The 25,265-nt window shown below is 53.1% G+C and carries 22 protein-coding genes and 1 other annotated feature; of the genes, 17 read left to right on the forward strand and 5 right to left on the reverse strand.

Annotated features, from left to right (window positions below):
• The first annotated feature begins 104 nt into the window (after positions 1 to 104).
• A complete protein-coding gene (gene creA / locus FE839_RS16475; RefSeq protein WP_138361861.1) occupies positions 105 to 578 on the forward strand; it encodes a protein CreA in 474 nt (157 codons plus the stop codon).
• Between the two features lie 305 nt (positions 579 to 883).
• Here creA and arcA read toward each other — a convergent pair whose 3' ends face one another.
• A complete protein-coding gene (gene arcA / locus FE839_RS16480) occupies positions 884 to 1,600 on the reverse strand; it encodes a two-component system response regulator ArcA (protein WP_138361862.1) in 717 nt (238 codons plus the stop codon).
• Between the two features lie 95 nt (positions 1,601 to 1,695).
• On the opposite strand from arcA, the gene yjjY reads away from it, so the two are divergent.
• From yjjY to thrC, 6 genes are all read left to right on the forward strand, one after another.
• Complete coding sequence (gene yjjY / locus FE839_RS16485) at positions 1,696 to 1,836, forward strand: YjjY family protein (protein ID WP_138361863.1); 141 nt, start codon at positions 1,696 to 1,698, stop codon at positions 1,834 to 1,836.
• A 397-nt stretch (positions 1,837 to 2,233) separates the two neighbouring features.
• On the forward strand, positions 2,234 to 2,920 hold the full coding sequence (locus FE839_RS16490) for a tRNA/rRNA methyltransferase (protein ID WP_138361864.1): 687 nt from the start codon (positions 2,234 to 2,236) through the stop codon (positions 2,918 to 2,920).
• 212 nt (positions 2,921 to 3,132) lie between these two features.
• Entirely contained in the window at positions 3,133 to 3,201 is a 69-nt protein-coding gene (gene thrL, locus FE839_RS16495) for a thr operon leader peptide (protein WP_138362052.1), read from the forward strand.
• Positions 3,140 to 3,257: a sequence feature (Thr leader region), on the forward strand. (Overlaps the previous gene by 62 nt.)
• A gap of 26 nt (positions 3,258 to 3,283) precedes the next feature.
• Positions 3,284 to 5,746 carry a bifunctional aspartate kinase/homoserine dehydrogenase I gene (gene thrA / locus FE839_RS16500; RefSeq protein ID WP_138361865.1) on the forward strand — a complete coding sequence of 821 codons (2,463 nt, stop codon included), beginning with the start codon at positions 3,284 to 3,286 and terminating at the stop codon, positions 5,744 to 5,746.
• 1 nt (position 5,747) lies between these two features.
• Positions 5,748 to 6,677, forward strand: a complete 930-nt coding sequence (thrB, locus tag FE839_RS16505) for a homoserine kinase (RefSeq protein WP_138361866.1) — start codon at positions 5,748 to 5,750, stop codon at positions 6,675 to 6,677.
• Positions 6,678 to 6,680: 3 nt separating this feature from the next.
• Entirely contained in the window at positions 6,681 to 7,961 is a 1,281-nt protein-coding gene (gene thrC / locus FE839_RS16510; protein ID WP_138361867.1) for a threonine synthase, read from the forward strand.
• A gap of 46 nt (positions 7,962 to 8,007) precedes the next feature.
• On the opposite strand, the gene yaaA is transcribed toward thrC, so the two are convergent.
• Together yaaA and FE839_RS16520 are read right to left on the reverse strand one after the other, a co-directional pair.
• Entirely contained in the window at positions 8,008 to 8,781 is a 774-nt protein-coding gene (gene yaaA / locus FE839_RS16515; RefSeq protein WP_138361868.1) for a peroxide stress protein YaaA, read from the reverse strand.
• 77 nt (positions 8,782 to 8,858) lie between these two features.
• A complete protein-coding gene (locus FE839_RS16520) occupies positions 8,859 to 10,289 on the reverse strand; it encodes an alanine/glycine:cation symporter family protein (RefSeq protein WP_138361869.1) in 1,431 nt (476 codons plus the stop codon).
• A 203-nt stretch (positions 10,290 to 10,492) separates the two neighbouring features.
• On the opposite strand from FE839_RS16520, the gene tal reads away from it, so the two are divergent.
• The 3 genes from tal (at position 10,493) to FE839_RS16535 (ending at position 13,565) form a co-directional block, all read left to right on the forward strand.
• Entirely contained in the window at positions 10,493 to 11,446 is a 954-nt protein-coding gene (gene tal, locus FE839_RS16525; protein WP_138361870.1) for a transaldolase, read from the forward strand.
• Between the two features lie 99 nt (positions 11,447 to 11,545).
• Entirely contained in the window at positions 11,546 to 12,133 is a 588-nt protein-coding gene (mog, locus tag FE839_RS16530; RefSeq protein ID WP_138361871.1) for a molybdopterin adenylyltransferase, read from the forward strand.
• A gap of 121 nt (positions 12,134 to 12,254) precedes the next feature.
• Complete coding sequence (locus tag FE839_RS16535; RefSeq protein WP_138361872.1) at positions 12,255 to 13,565, forward strand: MFS transporter; 1,311 nt, start codon at positions 12,255 to 12,257, stop codon at positions 13,563 to 13,565.
• A gap of 48 nt (positions 13,566 to 13,613) precedes the next feature.
• Here FE839_RS16535 and satP read toward each other — a convergent pair whose 3' ends face one another.
• On the reverse strand, positions 13,614 to 14,180 hold the full coding sequence (gene satP / locus FE839_RS16540; protein ID WP_138361873.1) for an acetate uptake transporter: 567 nt from the start codon (positions 14,178 to 14,180) through the stop codon (positions 13,614 to 13,616).
• A 474-nt stretch (positions 14,181 to 14,654) separates the two neighbouring features.
• Between satP and dnaK the strand changes: the two genes are divergently transcribed.
• From dnaK to nhaR, 4 genes are all read left to right on the forward strand, one after another.
• Positions 14,655 to 16,571: a molecular chaperone DnaK gene (gene dnaK, locus FE839_RS16545; protein WP_138361874.1), complete on the forward strand. Its 1,917-nt coding sequence runs from the start codon at positions 14,655 to 14,657 to the stop codon at positions 16,569 to 16,571.
• Positions 16,572 to 16,657: 86 nt separating this feature from the next.
• Positions 16,658 to 17,788, forward strand: a complete 1,131-nt coding sequence (gene dnaJ / locus FE839_RS16550) for a molecular chaperone DnaJ (protein WP_138361875.1) — start codon at positions 16,658 to 16,660, stop codon at positions 17,786 to 17,788.
• Positions 17,789 to 18,070: 282 nt separating this feature from the next.
• Positions 18,071 to 19,246 (forward strand): Na+/H+ antiporter NhaA, encoded by a 1,176-nt coding sequence (gene nhaA, locus FE839_RS16555; protein WP_138361876.1) that lies wholly within the window; start codon positions 18,071 to 18,073, stop codon positions 19,244 to 19,246.
• Positions 19,247 to 19,298: 52 nt separating this feature from the next.
• On the forward strand, positions 19,299 to 20,198 hold the full coding sequence (nhaR, locus tag FE839_RS16560; RefSeq protein ID WP_138361877.1) for a transcriptional activator NhaR: 900 nt from the start codon (positions 19,299 to 19,301) through the stop codon (positions 20,196 to 20,198).
• Positions 20,199 to 20,365: 167 nt separating this feature from the next.
• Here nhaR and rpsT read toward each other — a convergent pair whose 3' ends face one another.
• Positions 20,366 to 20,629 (reverse strand): 30S ribosomal protein S20, encoded by a 264-nt coding sequence (gene rpsT / locus FE839_RS16565; protein ID WP_003018940.1) that lies wholly within the window; start codon positions 20,627 to 20,629, stop codon positions 20,366 to 20,368.
• A 330-nt stretch (positions 20,630 to 20,959) separates the two neighbouring features.
• Here rpsT and ribF point away from each other — a divergent pair, with 330 nt between their 5' ends.
• From ribF to lspA, 3 genes are read left to right on the forward strand one after another with little or no spacing between them, the layout of a single operon-like run.
• Complete coding sequence (ribF, locus tag FE839_RS16580; protein ID WP_138361878.1) at positions 20,960 to 21,898, forward strand: bifunctional riboflavin kinase/FAD synthetase; 939 nt, start codon at positions 20,960 to 20,962, stop codon at positions 21,896 to 21,898.
• 45 nt (positions 21,899 to 21,943) lie between these two features.
• Positions 21,944 to 24,760: an isoleucine--tRNA ligase gene (ileS, locus tag FE839_RS16585; protein ID WP_138361879.1), complete on the forward strand. Its 2,817-nt coding sequence runs from the start codon at positions 21,944 to 21,946 to the stop codon at positions 24,758 to 24,760.
• Positions 24,760 to 25,248 (forward strand): signal peptidase II, encoded by a 489-nt coding sequence (gene lspA / locus FE839_RS16590; RefSeq protein ID WP_138361880.1) that lies wholly within the window; start codon positions 24,760 to 24,762, stop codon positions 25,246 to 25,248. Before ileS ends, lspA begins: the two co-directional genes overlap by 1 nt.
• Positions 25,249 to 25,265: the final 17 nt, after the last annotated feature.

The raw sequence follows: 25,265 nt of genomic DNA on the forward strand, positions 1-25,265 counted from the left end.
TATTCAGAAAGTATTGGCGGTACGTTTTTAACGCTGTGATCTATAAAACTTTTCTTCTTGATGTGTGATAATGGCTCAGTAAATTATTTAATAATGGTAACAATATGAAATACAAGAAATTAGCTGCGGGCATGTTTTTATTCGCGGGCTGCCAGCTGGCGCAGGCGGAACAAATCGGCTCTGTTGATACTGTTTTTAAATTCCTCGGACCGGATCATAAAATCGTGGTTGAGGCCTTTGACGATCCCGATGTTCAGAATGTTACGTGCTATATCAGCCGGGCAAAAACGGGGGGAATTAAAGGCGGACTGGGGCTGGCGGAAGATACTTCCGATGCAGCGATCTCCTGCCAGCAGGTGGGGCCCATTGAGTTAACGGATAAAATCAAAAAGGGCAAAACCCAGGGGGAGGTGGTATTCCAGAAACGTACCTCGCTGATATTTAAAAAGCTGCAGGTTGTGCGTTTTTACGATGCCAAACGTAATGCGCTGGTTTATCTGACCTATTCAGATAAAATTGTCGACGGTTCGCCAAAGAATGCGATTAGCGCTGTGCCGATTATGGCATGGGATAAATAACGGGCAATGCTAATTCAGTCGCCGGTATATAATTGGTGCTGGATGGGCCGGGTATGGGATAATGCGCGTCTGTTCCCGTCAAACTGCAGGTGCGCAGGTCGCCGGAGTGGCCAGTCTTACTCATAAGACCCGCTCTCACGGGGCGCAGCTATTATGGTGTTCAACTCTGTTGCTGACCGATTTGCCGTTCATCGTTATCCGCTTCACGGTCTGAGAGCTGTGATGAGGCGGGAAGCGTGGCATCTGTAAATAAAAAACGGCGCTAGTTGCGCCGTTTTTACGTGATGACAGCAAGAAAAACGCTGTTATTCCTGCAGGTCGCCACAAAAACGGTACCCCTCGCCATGGATAGTGGCGATAATTTCCGGGGTATCCGGGGTGGACTCAAAATGCTTACGAATGCGACGGATGGTCACGTCCACGGTACGGTCGTGCGGTTTAAGCTCACGGCCGGTCATTTTCTTCAACAGTTCTGCACGCGACTGAATTTTGCCCGGATTTTCACAGAAGTGAAGCATGGCACGGAATTCACTGCGCGGCAGTTTGTACTGCTCGCCATTCGGGCTAACCAGCGAACGGCTATTGATATCCAGCTCCCAACCGTTGAACTTATAGCTTTCTACGCTGCGATGCTCTTCGCTTACGGTGCCGAGGTTCATGGTTCGGGACAGCAGATTGCGTGCGCGAATCGTCAGTTCACGTGGGTTAAATGGTTTCGTGATATAGTCATCGGCACCGATTTCGAGGCCAAGGATTTTATCCACTTCGTTGTCGCGGCCTGTAAGGAACATCAGCGCGACGTCTGCCTGTTCACGCAGTTCGCGCGCTAACAGGAGACCATTTTTACCTGGCAGGTTGATATCCATGATCACCAGGTTAATATCATTTTCAGACAGGATCTGATGCATTTCCGCGCCATCGGTCGCTTCGAATACATCATAACCTTCTGCTTCGAAAATACTTTTTAACGTGTTGCGTGTTACCAACTCGTCTTCAACGATAAGAATGTGCGGGGTCTGCATGTTTGCTACCTAAATTGCCAACTAAATCGAAACAGGAAGTACCAAAGTCCCTGACCTGCCTGGTACATGTCGCAAATTAACATGTCCGGCGTAACATGACTAAAGTACGTAATTGCGTTCTTGATGCATTTTCCATCAACGTCAACAACATCATTAGCTTGGTCGTGGGTACTTTCCCTCTGGACCCGACGGTGTCAAAAACGGCTGTCATCCTAACCATTTTAACAGCAACATAACAGGCTAAGAGAGCCCTGACACCCAATAAAACTACGCTTCGTTGACCTATATCAAGTTCAATTGTAGCACGTTAATAGTCATGTGAAATCATTGCATTGAAATGCGATTCATCATCACAATTTACCTACGGCTCAATTAATCGCGCTCAGCAAATAATGAATAGGGTGAATCCACTACCCGCAAAGACGCTTTGACATAAATATCATTGTCAAACATACGGATAAATGCGTTCTGTTAACATACTCCGGGTAATGGGGTCTTGGGAATAGTTTAGTTTTCTTTATGAGTGATAAAGCTCAAATTTAGCGTCTTTTGTTGCAAATTTGTAAATTCATGGCGCGTAAAATGAGGGGATGAATGGTCATTCCTGCCGCTGAAAGATAAAAGGGAAACCGAATGCGTTTATCAATTGTGTTAGTGTCTCCCGCTCGGGCAGAAAACGTTGGCGCTGCCGCGAGAGCGATGAAAACAATGGGGTTTAGCGACCTGCGTATCGTCGATAGCGATGCCCATATGCAGCCTGCCGCGCGCTGGGTTGCGCATGGCTCCGGCGACATTCTCGATAATATCAGTACTTTTGCCACATTAGAGCAGGCGCTGCACGACGTCGATTTTACCGTCGCCACAACCGCTCGCAGCCGGGCGCGTTTTCACTATTACGTGACGCCGCAGCAGCTTTTGCCAATGCTGGAGGAGAAAGCGCAGTGGATGAATCATACCGCTCTGGTGTTTGGCCGGGAGGATTCCGGGCTTACTAACGAAGAGTTGCTCCTGGCCGACGTATTGACCGGTATCCCCATGGTGGCGGACTACCCTTCGTTGAATTTAGGGCAGTCTGTGATGGTGTATTGTTATCAACTGACTTCGTTGCTGCAGCAAAACCGGACCATGTTAGTCGACGGGGATGACAATCAGCTCCAGGCGTTACGTTTACGAACTCGCGATCTACTTACCCGTCTGGGCGTTGAAGATGATGTCAAACTCAGCGACTGGCTACAGCAGCGTATCGGTCTTTTGCAACAGCGCGACACCGCAATGCTTCATCGTTTATTGCACGACATTGAAAAAAAACTCTCAGACTAAAATCCCGTCATAGCGTTTTAGTATGGATATGTGTGCTGATTATTGACATTTCTTTGCATAAATTCCGGTGAGTAATTGGGGTATTTTGGCGGATTGTCTATTCACGAAAAAAACGCCTGTAAGTAGAAATTCGTTGACTTAAGGCGACAGATACTTTAACCAATATAGGCACAGGATACAGACAGATAAAAATTACAGAGTACACAACGTCCATGAATCGCATCGGCATGATCACCACGATTATCACCATCACTATTACCACAGGTAACGGTGCGGGCTGACGCGTACAGGAAACACAGAAAAAAGCCCGCACCTGAACAGTGCGGGCTTTTTTTTCGACAAAAAAATCAAGGGGTCACAACCATGCGTGTGTTGAAGTTTGGCGGTACATCAGTGGCAAATGCAGAGCGTTTTCTGCGCGTTGCCGATATTCTGGAGAGTAATGCCAGGCAGGGGCAGGTAGCGACCGTTCTGTCTGCCCCGGCAAAGATTACTAACCACCTGGTCGCAATGATCGAAAAAACAATCAGTGGTCAGGAAGCGCTAACGAATATCGCCGATGCTGAACGTATTTTTGCCGAACTTTTGCAAGGGCTCGCCGAGGCGCAACCCGGATTCCCGCTTGCGCAATTGAAAGTCTTTGTTGAGCAGGAATTCGCGCAAATTAAACACGTACTGCATGGTATCAGCCTGCTCGGACAGTGCCCGGACAGCGTCAACGCGTCGTTGATTTGCAGAGGAGAAAAGCTCTCTATTGCCATTATGGCCGGTTTGCTGGAAGCGCGCGGTTATCACGTTACGGTCATTAACCCGGTCGAAAAACTGCTTGCCGTAGGGCATTACCTCGAGTCGACCGTAGATATCGCTGAATCGACCCGGCGCATTGCCGCCAGCCAGATCCCGTCTGACCATATGGTGCTGATGGCAGGTTTCACTGCGGGCAACGAAAAGGGTGAACTGGTGGTGCTGGGACGTAATGGCTCCGACTATTCCGCGGCGGTACTGGCTGCCTGCCTTCGTGCCGACTGCTGTGAGATCTGGACCGATGTTGATGGCGTTTATACTTGCGACCCACGCCAGGTGCCGGATGCCCGCTTGCTGAAGTCAATGTCCTATCAGGAAGCGATGGAGCTTTCCTATTTCGGCGCTAAAGTTCTCCATCCGCGCACTATCGCCCCCATTGCCCAGTTCCAGATCCCGTGCTTAATCAAAAATACCGGTAACCCGCAGGCGCCGGGTACCCTTATCGGCGCCAGCCGTGATGAAGACGATCTGCCGGTGAAGGGGATCTCTAATCTTAACAATATGGCGATGTTCAACGTCTCCGGGCCGGGGATGAAGGGGATGGTGGGGATGGCGGCGCGCGTATTTGCCACCATGTCTCGCGCGGGCATTTCCGTTGTTCTGATTACCCAATCCTCTTCCGAATACAGCATCAGCTTCTGTGTTCCGCAAAGCGACTGTGCGCGAGCGAAGCGGGTAATGGAAGATGAATTTTACCTGGAGCTGAAAGAGGGGTTGCTTGAGCCACTATCGATCATGGAACGCCTGGCGATTATCTCCGTTGTCGGCGATGGTATGCGGACTTTACGTGGGATCTCCGCCAAATTCTTCGCTGCGCTGGCGCGCGCCAATATTAATATCGTCGCGATTGCTCAGGGCTCTTCCGAGCGCTCTATCTCTGTTGTCGTAAGCAATGATGACGCGACAACCGGTGTACGCGTGACTCACCAGATGCTGTTCAATACCGACCAGGTGATTGAAGTGTTTGTGATCGGCGTCGGCGGCGTTGGCGGCGCGCTGATCGAACAGATCAAGCGCCAACAAAGCTGGCTAAAAAGCAAGCATATTGACCTGCGCGTTTGCGGCGTCGCCAATTCTCGTGCCCTGCTGACCAGCGTACATGGTCTGAACCTTGAGCACTGGCGCGACGAGCTGGCTGAGGCGAAAGAGACGTTCAATTTAGGCCGACTTATCCGTCTGGTGAAAGAGTACCATCTGCTGAACCCGGTTATTGTCGACTGCACTTCCAGCCAGACGGTAGCCGATCAGTATGCGGATTTCCTGCGTGAAGGTTTTCACGTGGTGACGCCGAATAAAAAAGCCAACACCTCCTCGCTCGATTACTACCATCAGTTGCGCCATGCTGCGGCCAGTTCCCGGCGTAAGTTTTTATACGATACCAACGTTGGCGCGGGTCTGCCGGTCATTGAAAACCTGCAAAATCTGCTGAACGCGGGTGATGAGCTGATGCATTTCTCCGGTATTCTTTCCGGCTCGCTGTCATTTATCTTCGGTAAACTTGATGAAGGCATGAGTTTTTCTGAGGCGACGAAGCTGGCGCGTGAGATGGGCTATACCGAGCCGGATCCGCGAGACGATCTGTCCGGCGTCGACGTCGCGCGTAAACTGCTTATCCTCGCGCGTGAAACCGGGTGTGAGCTGGAGTTGTCTGACATTATCGTCGAACCGGCGCTGCCGGCCGATTTCGATGCCAGCGGCGATGTTGAAAGCTTTATGGCGCGTCTGCCTTCTCTGGATGATGAGTTTTCCTCGCGGGTCGCGAAAGCGCGCGATGAAGGTAAAGTCTTGCGTTATGTGGGTAACATAGAAGAGGATGGCACGTGTCGGGTGAAAATTGCCGCGGTTGACGGCAACGATCCGCTGTTCAAAGTGAAAAACGGCGAGAACGCGCTGGCTTTTTACAGCCACTATTATCAGCCGCTGCCGCTGGTGCTGCGCGGCTATGGCGCGGGTAACGATGTGACGGCGGCGGGCGTTTTCGCCGATCTGTTGCGTACCCTGTCATGGAAGTTAGGAGTTTAAGATGGTCAAAGTATATGCCCCGGCTTCCAGTGCCAATATGAGCGTCGGGTTTGACGTGCTGGGGGCGGCGGTGACGCCGGTCGACGGTACGCTGCTGGGGGACAACGTGACGGTGGAGGCGGCTGAAAGCTTCAGTCTGCAAAACGTTGGCCGTTTTGCCAGCAAACTGCCGACGGCTCCGCAGGAAAATATCGTCTATCAATGCTGGGAGCGCTTCTGCCAGGAGGTTGGCAAAAAAGTACCGGTCGCGATGACGCTGGAAAAAAACATGCCGATAGGCTCCGGGCTTGGTTCCAGCGCCTGCTCCGTGGTCGCGGCGCTGGTGGCGATGAACGAATTTTGCGGTAAGCCGCTCAACGAAACCCGGATGCTGGCGCTGATGGGCGAGATGGAGGGGCGGATTTCCGGCAGCATCCACTACGACAATGTGGCGCCGTGCTACCTTGGCGGTATCCAGTTGATGCTTGAGGAAAACGGCATTATCAGCCAGCAGGTTCCGGCATTTGACGAGTGGCTATGGGTGCTGGCTTATCCGGGCATTAAAGTTTCGACGGCGGAAGCGCGGGCGATTCTCCCGGCGCAGTATCGCCGTCAGGACTGCATTGCTCATGGTCGTCATCTGGCGGGCTTTATTCATGCCTGCTATACCCGTCAGCCGCAGCTGGCGGCGAAATTGATGACGGATGTGATTGCCGAGCCGTATCGTACCAAATTGCTGCCGGGCTTCAGCGAAGCGCGTCAGGCGGCGATGGAAATTGGCGCGCAGGCGTGTGGTATTTCCGGCTCCGGCCCGACGATGTTCGCGTTATGCGATAAACCGGAAACCGCGCAGCGTGTCGCCGATTGGCTGGCAAAGCACTATCTACAAAATCAGGAAGGCTTCGTTCATATTTGCCAGCTGGATACGGCGGGCGCTCGAGTAGTGGGATAACCAATGAAACTCTATAACTTAAAAGATCATAACGAACAGGTCAGCTTTGCGCGGGCCGTGGCGCAGGGGCTTGGCAAGCAGCAGGGGCTGTTCTTTCCGCACGATCTACCGGAATTTAGCCTGACTGAAATTGACGATATGCTGAAGCTGGATTTCGTCCCGCGCAGCGCGAAAATCCTGTCTGCGTTTATTGGTGACGAGATCCCGCAGGACATGCTGCAACAGCGTATTGCCACGGCATTCACCTTTCCGGCGCCGGTCAGTAAAGTGCAGAAAGATGTGGGATGCCTGGAGTTGTTTCATGGCCCGACGCTGGCGTTCAAAGATTTTGGCGGCCGCTTTATGGCGCAGATGCTGACCCATATCGCGGGCGACAAACCGGTGACCATCCTGACGGCAACCTCCGGCGACACCGGCGCGGCGGTCGCCCATGCGTTCTATGGTCTGCCGAACGTTAACGTCGTCATTCTCTATCCGCGCGGTAAAATCAGCCCGCTGCAGGAAAAACTGTTCTGTACCCTGGGCGGCAATATTGAAACCGTCGCTATCGACGGTGATTTCGATGCCTGCCAGGCGCTGGTGAAACAGGCCTTTGACGACGAAGAGCTGAAAACCGCTCTGGGGCTGAACTCGGCTAACTCCATTAATATCAGCCGCCTGCTGGCGCAGATTTGCTACTATTTTGAGGCCGTCGCGCAGTTGCCGCAGGAGGCCCGTAATCAGTTGGTTATCTCGGTGCCAAGCGGCAACTTTGGCGATTTGACGGCTGGTTTGCTGGCGAAATCGCTGGGGCTGCCAATTAAACGCTTTATCGCGGCGACCAACGCCAATGATACTGTGCCGCGTTTCCTGCAGGACGGTAACTGGTCGCCGAAAGCGACCCAGGCCACGCTGTCTAACGCGATGGACGTCAGCCAGCCGAACAACTGGCCGCGCGTAGAAGAGCTGTTCCGGCGCAAAACCTGGCGTCTGAATGAGCTGGGCTATGCGGCGGTGGATGATGAAACCACGAAATCCACCATGCGCGAACTGAAAGCCATTGGCTATACCTCGGAACCGCATGCGGCGATAGCTTATCGCGCGCTGCGCGACCAGCTGCAGCCGGGCGAGTATGGTCTGTTCCTCGGTACGGCGCATCCGGCGAAATTTAAAGAGAGCGTGGAAGAGATTCTGCAAGAGACGCTGCCGCTGCCGAAAGCGCTGGCGGATCGTGCGGATCTGCCGCTGCTGTCGCATAATCTGCCGGCTGATTTTGCCGCCCTGCGTAAGCTGATGATGGGTTAAGCCTGACTCCCCTGCTGCCTTATCCGGCGGCAGGGGAGCGTGATTTTTACTGTTCGCGGCGTTTAAATACCAGTTCGTCCGGCCCTGATGCATCGGCATCAAAGAAATAACCTTCGCTATCAAAGCGGGCCAGCTGCTCTGGCCTGGTTAAGCGATTTTCAATGATGTAACGGCTCATTAATCCGCGCGCTTTTTTGGCGTAGAAGCTGATTACTTTAAACTTACCGTTTTTCTCATCAAGGAAAACCGGCTTAATTATCCGACCCGCAAGCTGTTTGGCTTTAACCGCCCGGAAGTATTCATCAGAGGCCAGGTTAATGACGATATCGTCGCCCTGCGCTTTCAGTGCCTGATTCAGCTTATCGGTAATCACCTCTCCCCAATACTGATACAGATCTTTGCCTTTCGCGTTTTCAAGCTTAATTCCCATCTCCAGCCGGTAAGGTTGCATCAGATCGAGCGGGCGCAGAACGCCATAAAGGCCGGAAAGCATCCGCAGATGCTGCTGGGCAAAATCAAAATCGGCTTCGCTAAAGGTCTCTGCCTGCAGACCGGTGTAAACATCGCCCTTAAAAGCCAGAATCGCCTGTCGGGCATTCGCCGGGGTGAAATCCGGGTGCCAGTCGTGAAAACGGGTGGCATTGAGGTCAGCCAGCTTGTCGCTGATGCTCATCAGTTTACCTATCTGCGGCGCAGACAGCTGGCGAGCGATATTGATCAGTTCCTGAGAGTATTCCAGCAGTTCAGGCTGGGTATAGCGAGCAGTCGCTAGCGGGCTTTGATAATCAAGCGTTTTGGCAGGTGAAATCAGAATGAGCATATCCAGTCCTTTCAGGAGATTTTTGACGACTTTAGCAAAAAAACGCCACAGAGGGAGCGATAGCTGTAATTGCCGCGCTATTTACGCGGCAGATTATCCCAGATACCCGACATCACCTGCTGATGAATTTCGGGGTAACGCGTAACGTCAAATTCCGGCCGCGTGCCCAGCCGACGCTGGCGTAGATAATCATCGGTGATGATCCGTACCGTTGGCGACAGGAGCAGGATAGCCGTCAGGTTCGTAATCGCCATCAACGCCATGACGATATCCGCCATTTGCCAGGCGACCGGTAAGCTGATTACCGTTCCGGCGATGACCATGCTCAGGGCGAGGAACCGCAGCGCCCAGATATTTCGCCTGCTGTCCATCCGCAGAAAGACAAGATTATTTTCCGCATAGATATAGTTTGCAATGATGGCGCTGAAGGCGAAAAGCAGCATGATAAAAGCGACAAAACCGGCGCCCCAGTCGCCAACAAGATTGTTCATGGCAAGCTGAAGCGCCTGAATACCGTTTATTGCGGCGCTGTTATCGTTCCTCGGGGCGAGCATGATGATGACGGCGCTGGCAGTGCAGATCACCACCGTATCAATGAAGACGCCAATCATTTGCACGATCCCTTGAGTGGCAGGGTGCGACGGCCAGGTCGCTGCCGCCGCTGCGACATTGGGCGTCGACCCCATGCCCGCTTCATGGGAAAACATACCGCGCTGAAAGCCGCTGGTGAGCGCCTGGCTGATGGTATAGCCGACAGCGCCTGCCGCCGCCTCTTGCCAGCCGAAGGCGCTGCGGAAAATGGTGGCAAAAACGGTTGGTAGCTCGTCGATATGCCACAGACTGATAACCAGGCTCGTCAGGATCCATACCATAGCCAACAGCGGCACAAACCACTGCAGTAATCGCGCCACGCCTCGAATGCCGCGGACGATAACCAGCAGAATAAGAATGGCCAGCACGCAACCTGTGACGATTTCAGGTGCATGGAATGCATACTTCATGGCATAGGCAACGGAGTTTGCCTGCACGGTGTTAAAAATAGTGCCATAGGCCAGCAGCAGCAAAATGGAAAACAACACCCCCATCCAGCGCATACCTAAACCCCGGGCCATATACCAGGCGGGGCCGCCGCGAAACTGGCCACGGGCATCGCGTTCTTTATAAAGCTGAGCAAGAGAACATTCGGCAAAGCTGCTTGCCATCCCGAGCAGCGCCGAGATCCACATCCAAAAAACGGCTCCCGGTCCACCGGCGGTGATGGCCAGGGCGACTCCCGCCAGGTTGCCGCTCCCGATACGTGCCGCCATACCTGTGCACAATGCCTGAAAAGACGTGACTCCGCCGGGCCGGGACGCAAGGCTTTTTTTCAGACCCTGGCTAAACTGATGGACGCAACGAAACGGAATAAACTTTGTTCGCCAGGTAAACCAGGCGCCAGCGCCCAGTAACAGATAAATCATTACCGAGCCCCAGAGTATTTCATTGATGAAGAACAGAAAATCAGGCATTAAACATCCCCTGGCCCATACTGGCGCGTGAGTGTAAGCGCCACCAATTCAGTGGTAATCCCTTTACGTTCAGATAATTAATTGGTGTAGTTTATCACACTCTGCGCTCGTGCATTGTCGGCGGTTGCGCTGATCCAGCAGCGTGTTATCATCTTGGCAGACCGGTTACATCCCCTTAACTGCTGTTTAAGAGAAACACTATCATGACGGATAAATTAACTTCTCTGCGTCAGTACACCACTGTCGTAGCTGATACCGGAGATATCGCGGCGATGAAGCTGTATCAGCCTCAGGACGCCACGACTAACCCTTCTTTGATTCTCGGTGCGGCTCAGATCCCTGAGTACCGTAAGCTGATTGATGATGCTGTTGCCTGGGCTCGCAGCCAGAGCAGCGATCGCGCGCAGCAGATTGTTGATGCTTCCGATAAGCTGGCGGTGAACATTGGTCTCGAAATCCTTAAGCTGATCCCTGGCCGTATTTCCACTGAAGTTGACGCTCGCTTGTCCTATGACACCGACGCCTCCATCGCTAAGGCTAAACGCATCATCAAGTTGTACAACGATGCCGGCATCAGCAACGATCGTATTCTGATCAAACTGGCTTCCACCTGGCAGGGCATCCGCGCGGCGGAGCAGTTGGAAAAAGAAGGCATCAACTGTAACCTGACTCTGCTGTTCTCTTTCGCTCAGGCTCGTGCTTGCGCGGAAGCAGGCGTATTCCTGATCTCTCCGTTTGTTGGTCGTATTCTTGACTGGTACAAAGCCAATACCGATAAGAAAGAGTATGCGCCGGCTGAAGATCCGGGCGTGGTTTCCGTAAGCGAAATCTACGAATACTACAAACAGCATGGCTACGAAACTGTGGTTATGGGCGCAAGCTTCCGTAATGTCGGCGAGATTCTGGAACTGGCTGGCTGTGACCGTCTGACCATCGCGCCGGCCCTGCTGAAAGAGCTGGCGGAAAGTGAAGGCGCTATCGAACGCAAACTGGCGTTCAGCGGCGAAGTTAAAGCGCGCCCGGCGCGTATCACGGAATCCGAGTTTCTGTGGCAGCACAACCAGGATCCGATGGCGGTAGATAAACTGGCGGAAGGTATCCGTAAGTTTGCGATCGACCAGGAAAAACTGGAAAAAATGATCGGCGATCTGCTGTAATCCCGCGCGTGGCCGACGTCCGTCGGCCACATTAAACTGTCTGCCTTGCTCCCCTCGGTGTATTATTCTGTTTATTAATACTGTTTGAACGGAATAATCATGAACACCTTACGAATCGGCTTAGTTTCCATTTCCGATCGCGCCTCCAGCGGCGTCTATCAGGATAAAGGTATCCCGGCGCTTGAAGAGTGGCTGGCGCGTGCGCTGTCCACGCCTTTCGAATTGCTGCCCCGCTTAATCCCCGATGAACAGATTATTATCGAGCAAACATTGTGTGAGCTGGTTGATGAGATGGGCTGTCATCTGGTGCTGACCACCGGTGGTACCGGCCCGGCAAGGCGCGATGTGACCCCGGATGCGACACTGGCGATTGCCGACCGGGTGATGCCGGGCTTTGGTGAGCAAATGCGCCAGGTCAGCCTGCATTTTGTACCGACAGCTATTCTTTCGCGTCAGGTTGGCGTTATCCGCAAGCAGGCGCTGATCCTTAATCTGCCCGGTCAGCCAAAGGCGATTGAGGAGACGCTGGGGGGGGTGAAAGATGCCGAAGGTAACGTCCTGGTACAGGGTATTTTTGCAAGTGTACCGTATTGTGTACAGCTGCTTGAAGGGCCATATGTCGAAACAAATGGGGATGTGGTAGCAGCTTTTCGCCCTAAAAGTGCAAGGCGTGAAACTTTATCCTGAATTTGATGCATTTCTGATATAACCTGAATTGCCTGTGGTGTGTTGTTTTATTTACGGTATAGTGTTTTTTACTTTACACATTGCGTAAAACACCCTTCATACCTCTGGATGATTGCTCGTTATGTCACAATATACCCGACCTCTGAATCGACAAGATTATAAAACTCTGACGCTGGCTGCCCTGGGCGGCGCGCTGGAGTTTTATGACTTCATCATCTTTGTCTTCTTCGCTGCTGTCGTTGGCGAACTGTTCTTTCCGGCCGATATTCCGGAGTGGCTGCGTCAGGTGCAGACCTTCGGTATTTTTGCCGCAGGATATTTAGCCCGTCCCCTTGGCGGCATTATTATGGCGCATTTCGGCGATCTGGTCGGGCGTAAGAGAATGTTTACTCTGAGCATTCTGCTGATGGCGCTGCCAACGCTGGCGATAGGCCTGTTGCCGACTTACCAATCGATGGGCATCGTGGCGCCGCTTTTGCTGCTGTTTATGCGTATTCTTCAGGGGGCTGCTATTGGCGGGGAAGTGCCGGGTGCATGGGTGTTTGTTGCAGAACATGTTCCGGAGAAAAAAATCGGTATCGCCTGTGGCACGTTGACCGCTGGTCTGACGGTGGGGATCTTACTGGGATCGGTCGTCGCGACGCTGATTAACACTCATCTGACGCCACAGGGGATCCACGACGGCGGCTGGCGCATTCCTTTTTTGCTTGGCGGCGCATTTGGTCTTGTGGCCATGTATTTACGCCGCTGGCTACAGGAGACGCCGATTTTCCTTGAGATGCAACAGCGAAAAGCCTTAGCTCAGGAGATGCCGGTTAAGGCCGTTACGCTGAAGCACCAGAAAGCGGTGATCGTCTCAATGTTGCTGACCTGGCTATTATCTGCCGGAATAGTGGTCGTGATTTTGATGTCGCCAGTTTGGTTACAAAAGCACTACGGTTTTGCTCCGGCAATCACTCTGCAGGCGAACAGTATTGCCACCATTATGCTGTGCATTGGCTGTTTGTTGGCGGGTCTGGCAGTCGATAAGTTTGGCGCCAGCCGCACATTTATCGTCGGGAGTTTATTTCTGGCCGCCAGTAGCTGGGCTTTCTACCATCTTTCTGGCGGCAACTCGCAGCAGCTGTTCCTGCTCTATGGCGCGGTTGGCCTGTGTGTCGGCGTGGTGGGGGCGGTACCTTACGTGATGGTGCGCGCGTTCCCGGCGGAAGTTCGCTTTACCGGCATTTCATTCTCTTATAACGTCTCGTATGCCATTTTTGGCGGCCTGACGCCGATCGCGGTGACAATGCTGATGGGCGTTTCGCCGATGGCGCCGGCCTGGTACGTGCTGGCCCTGTCGTTTATGGGACTGGGATTGGGCGTGTGGCTGAATCAGGGACTGGATAAGCAGGTCGCTACGCCGGAAGCTGAACTGCAGCGCCTGTCTTAACGCCGTGCGGTTATCTCGTTGCCGCCCATGTCCGGGCGGCAACATCAATCAATGCTGTTCGCCGATTGGCAGAACGGTGCGGCCAAACTGTTCGTTCAGCACTTCACCCATCGCCAGATAAATCGCGCTGCCGCCGCAAATCAGTCCAACCCAGCCCGCAATCTTAACGATGCCTTCGTTATCTGCCAGGTGGCCGATCGCCAGCAGAGCAAACAGTATGCTCAGACTCAGAAACACGAACTGCAGCATACGCGGGCCTTTGAGAGTGCCAAAGAACATAAACAGCGTAAAGATCCCCCACAGTGCGAGATACATACCGAGAAAGTGTGCGTCAGACGCTTCGGCAAGACCTGTTTTCGGCATCAAAAGGATCGCGACCAGCGTCAACCAGAAAGCGCCATAGGAGGTAAATGCAGTTAAGCCAAAAGTATTACCTTTTTTAAATTCCAGCAGACCGGCAAAAATTTGTGCGATACCGCCGTAAAAAATGCCCATTGCCAGGATAGCGACATCAAATGCGAACAAACCGCTATTTACGAGGTTAAGCAGAATAGTGGTCATGCCGAAGCCCATAAGGCCCAGCGGTGCCGGATTAGCTAATTTAGAGGTATCCATAATTTCCCAACTTAATGATTATAATAAAAATATTAACAGCCGCTGGAGAGCGGGGCGCGGCATAATAATGAGGCGCCAGAATACTGTCCATGATCTGGAGGGGGGTTTTTAAGCAATTTGTGATTCTGCCTGACGACGGTAGGTTATCGACCCTGGGCAGGCGGGGTGCCGAGAATTTATTGCGAATTATGCCTGGGTCATATATTACGCTACCGATTAGCGCTATTTTTATCGGGTGTACTCTTTTCCCTCTCTTGTTGCCAACTGCCGCCGTTTTGCCCATCCATCAGGGGAGCAGAGGTAAAATTTTTTTGTGTCTCCCCCTTGATGACGCGGTGGCTGACCCCATCTTGTAGTCAACCGCAGTGAATGAACCTGAAAAAAAATGATGTCCGGGCGGTTGAAACCGCACGTTTCGCCCTTATTACAGGTTCACAACCACATGTTGACTGAATTTTTAGTGGAGACGTTTAGATGGGTAAAATTATTGGTATCGACCTGGGTACGACCAACTCTTGTGTAGCGATTATGGATGGCACTACAGCTCGTGTGCTGGAGAACGCCGAAGGCGATCGCACCACGCCTTCTATCATTGCTTATACCCAGGATGGTGAAACTCTGGTAGGTCAGCCGGCTAAACGTCAGGCAGTGACAAACCCGCAAAATACCCTGTTTGCGATTAAACGCCTGATTGGCCGCCGCTTCCAGGATGAAGAAGTCCAGCGCGACGTTTCCATCATGCCGTATAAAATTGTTGCTGCAGATAACGGCGACGCATGGCTTGATGTGAAAGGCACCAAAACGGCACCGCCGCAGATCTCTGCTGAAGTGCTGAAAAAAATGAAGAAAACTGCAGAAGATTACCTGGGTGAGCCGGTAACCGAAGCGGTTATCACCGTACCGGCTTACTTCAACGATGCTCAGCGTCAGGCAACGAAAGACGCCGGTCGTATCGCTGGTCTGGAAGTCAAACGTATCATCAACGAACCGACCGCCGCCGCACTGGCTTATGGTCTCGATAAAGAAATCGGCAACCGTACTATCGCGGTATATGACCTCGGTGGGGGGACTTTCGATATCTCTATTATCGAAATCGACGAAGTTGATGGCGAAAAAACCTTCGAAGTTCTGGCAACCAACGGCGATACTCACCTGGGTGGTGAAGACTTCGATACCCGTCTGATCAACTACCTGGTTGAAGAATTTAAGAAAGATCAGGGCATTGACCTGCGTAACGATCCGCTGGCGATGCAGCGCCTGAAAGAAGCGGCAGAAAAAGCGAAAATTGAGCTCTCTTCCGCACAGCAGACCGACGTCAACCTGCCGTACATCACTGCAGATGCCACCGGTCCGAAACACATGAACATTAAAGTGACTCGCGCGAAACTGGAAAGCCTGGTCGAAGACCTGGTGAACCGTTCTATCGAGCCGCTGAAAGTCGCGCTGCAGGATGCTGGCCTGTCCGTATCGGATATCAACGACGTTATCCTCGTGGGCGGTCAGACGCGTATGCCGATGGTGCAGAAAAAAGTGGCGGAGTTCTTTGGTAAAGAACCGCGTAAAGACGTTAACCCGGACGAAGCTGTTGCTATCGGCGCAGCGGTGCAGGGCGGCGTACTGACCGGCGATGTGAAAGACGTTCTGCTGCTCGACGTTACTCCGCTGTCTCTGGGTATCGAAACCATGGGCGGCGTAATGACCGCGCTGATCAGCAAAAACACCACTATCCCGACCAAGCACAGCCAGGTGTTCTCTACCGCTGAAGACAACCAGTCTGCGGTAACCATCCATGTGCTGCAGGGTGAGCGTAAACGCGCGTCTGATAACAAATCTCTGGGTCAGTTCAACCTGGATGGCATCAACCCGGCACCGCGCGGTATGCCGCAGATCGAAGTCACCTTCGATATCGATGCTGACGGTATCCTGCACGTTTCCGCGAAAGACAAAAACAGCGGTAAAGAGCAGAAGATCACCATCAAGGCCTCTTCTGGTCTGAACGAGGACGAAATTCAGAAAATGGTTCGCGATGCTGAAGCGAACGCTGAATCTGACCGTAAGTTTGAAGAGCTGGTTCAGACCCGCAACCAGGGCGACCATCTGCTGCACAGCACCCGTAAGCAGGTTGAAGAAGCGGGCGATAAACTGCCGGCTGATGATAAAACCGCAATCGAGTCTGCGCTGAGCGCGCTGGAAACGGCGCTGAAAGGTGAAGACAAAGCGGCTATCGAAGCGAAAATGCAGGAACTGGCGCAGGCTTCCCAGAAACTGATGGAAATCGCTCAGCAGCAGCATGCACAGCAGCAGGCTGGCGGCGCTGACGCTTCTGCAAACAACGCGAAAGATGACGATGTTGTCGATGCTGAGTTTGAAGAAGTAAAAGACAAAAAATAATCGCCCTTTGAACGGGTAAATACTGGCACGGGCGAAGAGGGTTCCTCTCCGCCCGTGCACGCATGTTAAGGGGCTGAACAACACCAATGGCAAAGCAAGATTATTACGAGATTTTGGGCGTTCCCAGAACCGCGGAAGAGCGTGAAATCAAAAAGGCGTATAAACGCCTGGCCATGAAGTATCACCCGGACCGCAATCAGGGCGATAAAGAGGCCGAAGCGAAATTTAAACAAATTAAAGAAGCGTATGAAATCCTGACTGATGCTCAGAAGCGCGCTGCTTACGATCAATACGGTCATGCCGCCTTCGAACAAGGCGGCATGGGGGGCGGCGGTTTTGGCGGCGGTGCTGATTTCAGCGATATTTTCGGCGATGTTTTCGGTGATATTTTTGGCGGAGGTCGCGGCCGCCAGCGTGCGTCGCGCGGTGCCGATTTGCGCTATAACATGGATCTGACGCTGGAAGAAGCCGTTCGCGGAGTGACCAAAGAGATCCGTATTCCGACGCTGGAAGAGTGTGATGTCTGCCACGGTAGTGGCGCGAAAGCAGGCACTCAGCCGCAGACCTGCCCGACCTGTCATGGTTCCGGCCAGGTGCAGATGCGCCAGGGCTTCTTCGCCGTGCAGCAAACCTGTCCGCACTGTCAGGGCCGCGGTACGCTGATTAAAGATCCGTGCAACAAATGTCATGGTCATGGTCGCGTAGAGAAGAGCAAAACGCTGTCGGTTAAGATCCCGGCAGGCGTCGATACCGGGGATCGTATTCGCCTCGCCGGTGAAGGCGAAGCGGGTGAGCATGGCGCACCGGCTGGCGATCTGTACGTTCAGGTACAGGTTAAGCAGCACGCAATTTTTGAGCGTGAAGGCAATAACCTGTATTGCGAAGTTCCGATCAACTTTACCATGGCTGCGCTTGGCGGTGAGATTGAGGTCCCGACGCTGGATGGCCGGGTGAACCTGAAGGTGCCCGGCGAAACGCAGACCGGTAAGCTGTTCCGCATGCGTGGTAAAGGCGTAAAATCTGTGCGTGGCGGCGCGCAGGGCGATCTGCTGTGTCGCGTAGTGGTCGAAACGCCGGTGGGGCTTAATGACAAACAAAAGCAATTGCTGAAAGAGCTTCAGGAGAGCTTTGGTGGGCCCACGGGTGAGAAGAATAGCCCGCGCTCGAAAAGTTTTTTTGATGGCGTGAAGAAATTTTTCGATGATTTAACCAGCTGATCTTTTTTGATTGCCTGTTGCATCTCAAGCCTGGGTTTTGTTACTCAGGCTTTTTCTCTTTTAGCCGCTACACTACCTGAATTAACGATTATCCACCATCTCGCCTCGCCCCTGAATTATTGAGAGCGGTTTACGCTTATTCTTCCTCTGACAAACGCTATGTCGTCTTACTTGTTAATTCGGAAAAACCGTCTATAAAGGCAATTTAAAACTGGTTTTTTCGATGTATTTGCGTCTGTATGATTCTTTTATCGAGTTGTTTACCGATAAGGTGAGGTAAAAGTGAAACATCTGCAGCGTTTTTTCCATAGCGATGCATCCGGAGGCATTATCTTAATTTTTGCCGCCGTAATGGCGATGTTATTCGCCAATACTGGCTTGACCAGCGATCTGTATCGTTCTTTTCTGGAAACGCCCGTTCAACTGCGCGTAGGGGCGTTAGAAATCAACAAAAATATGCTGTTGTGGATTAACGATGCGCTGATGGCGATATTTTTCCTGCTGATAGGCCTGGAAGTGAAGCGCGAGATGAATCAGGGGGCGCTGGCCAGCCGTCGCCAGGCCGTGTTTCCGCTCGTCGCGGCGTTGGGCGGAATGGTGGTTCCGGCACTGGTTTATCTGGCGTTTAACGGCCGGGATCCGATTGCCAGAGAAGGGTGGGCGATTCCGGCTGCGACCGATATCGCCTTCGCGTTGGGCGTACTGGCGCTGCTGGGGAATCGGGTTCCCGCTGCGCTGAAGATTTTTCTGATGGCGCTGGCCATCATTGACGATCTGGGTGCCATTATTATTATTGCGTTGTTCTATACGCACGACCTTTCCGTCATGTCATTGATTGTTGCGGCTGGATCTATCACGGTACTGGCGGCATTAAATCTGAGCGGCGTACGACGCACCGGCATCTATATTCTGGTCGGCGCCATACTCTGGACCGCGGTTCTGAAATCGGGCGTTCACGCAACGCTGGCCGGCGTCATTGTCGGCTTTATGATCCCGCTAAAAGAGCAGAAAGGTAAATCGCCGGCGAAGCAGCTTGAGCACGTACTGCATCCGTGGGTGGCATTCCTGATCCTGCCGCTGTTCGCCTTTGCTAATGCGGGCGTTTCTTTGCAGGGGATCACGGTAGAAGGGCTGACCTCGCTGCTGCCATTGGGTATTATTGCCGGGTTGTTTATCGGTAAACCATTGGGAATTAGCCTGTTCTGCTGGCTGGCGCTAAAGCTGAAATGGGCCTCGTTGCCTGAAGGGACGAGCTGTAAGCAAATTATGGCGGTTGGCATTCTATGTGGGATTGGTTTCACCATGTCGATTTTTATTGCCTCCCTGGCTTTCAGCAGCGTTGATCCCGCATTGAACAACTGGGCCAGGCTTGGCATCCTTATTGGATCGATATTATCGGCAGTGACGGGATACATCATACTGCGTAAGCGCGTAGCGGATTCGGGCTACGCGGCTTAACATTTCACGGAAAGCCGCTACGGTTCTCCTCGACATAATCAGGGAGAGAAGCATGTCACATATCAATTACAACCATCTGTACTATTTCTGGCATGTCTATAAAGAAGGCTCAGTGGTTGGTGCTGCGGAGGCATTGTTCCTGACGCCGCAAACCATTACCGGACAGATCAAAGCGCTGGAAGAGCGTCTGCAGGGGAAGTTGTTCAAGCGTAAAGGACGAGGGCTTGAGCCCAGTGAACTGGGGGAACTGGTCTTCCGCTACGCCGATCGTATGTTTACCCTGAGCCAGGAAATGCTGGATATCGTTAATTATCGTAAAGAGTCGAATCTGTTGTTTGATGTCGGTGTGGCTGACGCACTGTCAAAAAGGCTGGTCAGCGGTGTACTTGATGCCGCCGTCGTCGATAACGAACAGATCCATTTACGCTGTTTTGAGTCAACTCACGAAATGCTGCTGGAGCAGTTGAGCCAGCATAAGCTCGATATGATCATCTCCGATTGCCCCATTGACTCCACCCAGCAGGAAGGCTTGTTTTCAGTGAAAATCGGCGAATGCAGCGTCAGTTTCTGGTGCATGAATCCTCCGCCGGAAAAGCCGTTCCCGGCCTGCCTGGAAGAGCGTCGTTTGTTGATTCCGGGGCGTTGTTCCATGCTGGGGCGTAAGCTGCTCAACTGGTTTAACTCGCAGGGATTGCAGGTGGAAATTCTGGGGGAATTCGACGATGCGGCGTTGATGAAAGCCTTCGGGGCGCTGCATAACGCGATATTCGTCGCGCCAACGCTGTATTCACATGATTTCTATAGCGATGAGTCGATCGTCGAGATCGGGCGTATGGATAATGTGATGGAAGAGTATCACGCTATTTTTGCCGAGCGCATGATCCAGCATCCGGCAGTGCAGCGTATTTGTCACCGCGACTATTCAGCGCTTTTCACCTCTTCCCGGAGATAGGCCAGAACAGTTTCCTGCTACGTGGAAAATGCCGCAGCCAGTCCATGCTGAAGTATGAACCGGCTGCGATAACCAGAACGCGAGTATTGACGTTTGACGTGATAAACGACAGACATAAAAAAACCCGCTTTCGCGGGCTTTTTTACAAAGCGACAACCAACAGACGATTAAGCCAGTTTGTTGATCTGAGCAGTCAGGTTTGCTTTATGACGTGCGGCTTTGTTTTTGTGGATCAGACCTTTAGCAGCCTGACGGTCCACGATCGGTTGCATTTCGTTAAATGCTTTCAGTGCAGTCGCTTTGTCGCCAGCTTCGATAGCTGCGTATACTTTCTTGATGAAAGTACGCATCATAGAGCGACGGCTCGCGTTGTGCTTGCGGGCCTTTTCAGACTGAACGGCGCGCTTCTTAGCTGATTTGATATTAGCCAAGGTCCAACTCCCAAATGTGTTCTATATGGACAATTCAAAGGCCGAGGAATATGCCCGTTTAGCCTTCTTTTGTCAATGGATTTGTGCAAATAAGCGCCGTTTAAACCAACAACGCTTTATTACGTAGTGATGGCGCAAGATTCTATCAGCTTGTTGCTGGCGAATACAGCCTTTCGACCAGAAAAATCGACGACAGCGGGGTGTTTTTCCAGCGATCTTGCGCTGAGTGAATGAATTACCGGGATCTTTCGGTGTAGAGGTGCAATCGCTGGTTAACGTTGCCAGTTGTACAAGGTATACTCGGACGATTTTCACTGTTTTGAGCCAGACATGAAGCTGATACGCGGCATACATAATCTCAGTCAGGCCCCGCGCGGGTGTGTGCTGACCATTGGAAATTTTGACGGCGTGCATCGCGGGCACCAGGCGTTACTGCAGCGTTTGCGTGCGGAAGGTCGTCAGCGTGGCTTACCGGTGGCAGTGATGATTTTTGAGCCGCAGCCGCTGGAGCTTTTTGCCGCCGATAAAGCGCCCGCACGTTTAACGCGTCTGCGTGAAAAGCTTAACTATCTGGCTGAAAGCGGCGTCGATTACGTACTGTGCGTGCGCTTTGATCGGCGCTTTGCGTCGTTGACCGCCCAGGATTTTATTAGCGAACTGCTGGTCCGCAGATTAGGCGTTCAGTTCCTCGTCGTGGGGGATGATTTCCGCTTTGGCGTTAGCCGCCAGGGGGATTTCTTATTATTACAAAAAGCCGGCGTGGAATACGGCTTTGATGTCACCAGTACCCACTCATTTTGCGAGGGCGGGGTGCGTATTAGCAGTACGGCGGTACGCCAGGCGCTGTCGGATGACGATCTGGCGCTGGCCGAGACTTTGCTGGGGCATCCGTTTACTATCTCCGGTCGCGTTGTCCACGGCGATGAGCTGGGGCGCACCATTGGTTTCCCGACGGCGAATTTACCGCTGCGTCGTCAGGTCTCCCCGGTACAAGGGGTTTATGCGGTGGAAGTGATGGGGCTGGGAGAGCATCCCTTGCCTGGCGTCGCCAATATCGGCACCCGTCCGACAGTGGCAGGCGTACGCCAGCAGTTAGAAGTGCATCTGCTGGATGTTGTAATGGACCTCTATGGTCGTCATATAGATGTAATACTGCGTAAAAAGATACGTAATGAGCAGCGATTTGCGTCGCTTGATGAACTAAAGGCGCAAATTGCCTGCGATGAGTTAACGGCCCGCGAGTTCTTTGGGCTAACCGGGCAGGCCTGACCCTGACGGTGTTTATCAAACCGAAATAACGGAACCGAGAATCTGATGAGTGACTATAAATCGACCCTGAATTTGCCGGAAACAGGGTTCCCGATGCGCGGCGACCTCGCCAGGCGTGAACCGGGAATGCTGGCGCGTTGGACCGATGATGACCTGTACGGCATCATCCGTGCAGCCAAAAAAGGCAAAAAAACCTTCATTCTGCATGATGGCCCTCCTTATGCGAATGGCAGCATTCATATTGGTCACTCGGTTAATAAAATTCTGAAAGACATTATCGTTAAGTCCAAAGGGCTGGCGGGCTATGACTCTCCGTATGTGCCGGGCTGGGATTGCCACGGTCTGCCGATTGAGCTGAAAGTGGAGCAGGAGTACGGTAAGCCGGGGGAAAAATTCACCGCGGCTGAATTCCGCGCTAAATGCCGCGAATATGCGGCTACCCAGGTCGACGGCCAGCGTAAAGACTTTATCCGTCTGGGTGTGCTCGGCGACTGGTCGCATCCGTACTTGACCATGGACTTCAAAACTGAAGCCAACATCATCCGCGCGCTGGCTAAAATCATCGGCAACGGCCACCTGCATAAAGGCGCTAAACCAGTACACTGGTGTGCAGACTGCCGCTCCGCGCTGGCGGAAGCGGAAGTGGAGTATTATGACAAAACGTCTCCGTCCATCGATGTGGCATTCCACGCGGTGGATAAAGCGGCGGCGCTGGCCAAATTTGGCGTGGCCGATGTGAATGGCCCGGTTTCTCTGGTTATCTGGACCACCACCCCATGGACGCTGCCAGCCAACCGCGCAATCTCTTTGTCACCAGAGTTTGATTATGCGCTGGTGCAGGTTGAGGGGCAGGCGCTGATCGTCGCTAAAGACCTGGTCGACAGCGTGATGAAGCGCGCCGGCATCGCTGACTACACCATTCTGGCGGTGGCTAACGGCGGCGAACTGGAGATGTTACGCTTTAAGCATCCGTTCCTCGATTTTGACGTACCGGCGATCCTTGGCGATCACGTCACGCTGGATGCGGGTACCGGGGCGGTGCATACCGCGCCAGGCCACGGTCCGGACGACTATGTCATTGGGCAAAAATATGGGCTGGAAGTCGCTAACCCGGTTGGCCCGGACGGCGCTTATCTGCCGGGAACTTATCCGACTCTGGACGGCGTCAACGTCTTTAAAGCCAACGACATCGTCGTAGCGCTGTTGCGGGAAAAAGGCGCGCTGCTGCACGTAGAAAAGCTACAGCATAGCTATCCGTGCTGCTGGCGTCACAAAACGCCAATCATCTTCCGCGCCACGCCGCAGTGGTTTGTCAGCATGGATCAGAAAGGTCTGCGCGCGCAGTCGCTGAAAGAGATCAAAGGTGTCCAGTGGATCCCGGACTGGGGGCAGGCGCGTATCGAATCGATGGTCGCCAATCGTCCCGACTGGTGTATCTCCCGTCAGCGCACCTGGGGTGTCCCGATGTCGCTGTTCGTGCATAAAGAGACGCAAGAATTGCATCCGCGTACGCTGGAGCTGATGGAAGAAGTGGCTAAACGCGTGGAAGTCGATGGCATTCAGGCGTGGTGGGATCTCGACTCCCGCGACATCCTCGGCGCCGATGCTGATAACTACGAAAAGGTGCCGGATACCCTCGACGTGTGGTTTGACTCCGGGTCGACTCACTCCTCCGTCGTTGACGTGCGTCCTGAATTTGCCGGTCATGCCGCCGATATGTATCTGGAAGGTTCCGACCAGCATCGCGGCTGGTTTATGTCCTCGCTGATGATCTCCACCGCGATGAAAGGCAAAGCGCCGTACCGTCAGGTACTGACCCACGGCTTTACCGTCGATGGCCAGGGCCGCAAGATGTCCAAATCCATCGGTAACACCGTTTCTCCGCAGGATGTAATGAACAAACTGGGGGCCGATATTCTGCGTCTGTGGGTGGCTTCTACCGACTATACCGGTGAAATGGCGGTTTCTGACGAGATCCTCAAACGTGCCGCCGACAGCTATCGCCGTATCCGTAATACCGCGCGCTTCTTGCTGGCGAACCTGAATGGTTTCGATCCGGCAAAAGACATGATGAAACCGGAAGAGATGGTGGTGCTGGACCGCTGGGCGGTTGGCTGTGCGCAAGCGGCGCAGGATGATATCGTCAAATCCTATGAGTCTTATGATTTCCACGAAGTAGTGCAGCGCCTGATGCGCTTCTGCTCTGTCGAAATGGGGTCATTCTGGCTTGATATCATCAAAGACCGCCAGTACACCACCAAAGCGGACAGCGTCGCGCGCCGTAGCTGCCAGACTGCGTTGTACCATATTGCCGAGGCGCTGGTGCGCTGGATGGCGCCAATTATGTCCTTCACCGCCGACGAAATCTGGGGTTATCTGCCGGGCGAGCGTGAAAAATATGTCTTTACCGGTGAATGGTACACCGGTCTGTTCGGCCTGACTGCCGACGAAGCAATGAATGACGCTTTCTGGGACGCGCTGCTGAAAGTGCGCGGCGAAGTCAATAAGGTAATCGAACAGGCGCGTGCGGATAAGCAGGTGGGCGGCTCTCTGGAAGCGGCGGTCACGCTGTATGCCGATGCCGATCTTGCGGCGAAGCTGAACGCGCTGGGCGATGAATTGCGATTTGTCCTGTTGACCTCCGGGGCGAAAGTTGTCGATTATGCGCAGGCTCCGGCTGACGCCTGGCAGAGTGAACTGCTGAAGGGGTTGAAAGTTGTGCTGAGCAAAGCCGAAGGTGACAAATGCCCGCGTTGCTGGCATTACACCACGGATATCGGCAAGGTGGCGGAACACGCGGATATCTGCGGACGCTGTGTCAGCAACATCGCCGGTGACGGTGAAAAACGTAAATTTGCCTGATGAGTAAACCGATTGGTTCAACGGGGCTACGCTGGTTGTGGATCGTCGTAGCCGTGCTGATTATCGATTTAGGCAGTAAATACCTGATCCTCCAGAATTTTGCACTGGGGGATACGGTCTCGCTGTTTCCATCGCTTAATCTGCATTATGCGCGTAACTATGGCGCGGCTTTTAGCTTCCTTGCCGACAGCGGCGGCTGGCAGCGCTGGTTCTTTGCTGGTATCGCTATCGGTATCTGCGTGATCCTCGCGGTGCTGATGTATCGCGCTAAGGCGACGCAAAAGCTGAATAACATTGCCTATGCGCTGATTATTGGCGGTGCATTGGGTAATTTATTCGACAGGCTCTGGCACGGCTTTGTCGTCGATATGATCGATTTCTACGTCGGGGAGTGGCATTTTGCCACCTTCAATCTTGCCGATACCGCCATTTGCATCGGCGCGGCGCTGATTGTGCTGGAAGGGTTCCTGCCGAAAAAGCAGGCGTAATAAAATGCCGGATGGCG

Origin of the sequence: Klebsiella indica (assembly GCF_005860775.1) — a bacterium.
Classification (GTDB): Bacteria; Pseudomonadota; Gammaproteobacteria; order Enterobacterales; family Enterobacteriaceae; genus Klebsiella; species Klebsiella indica.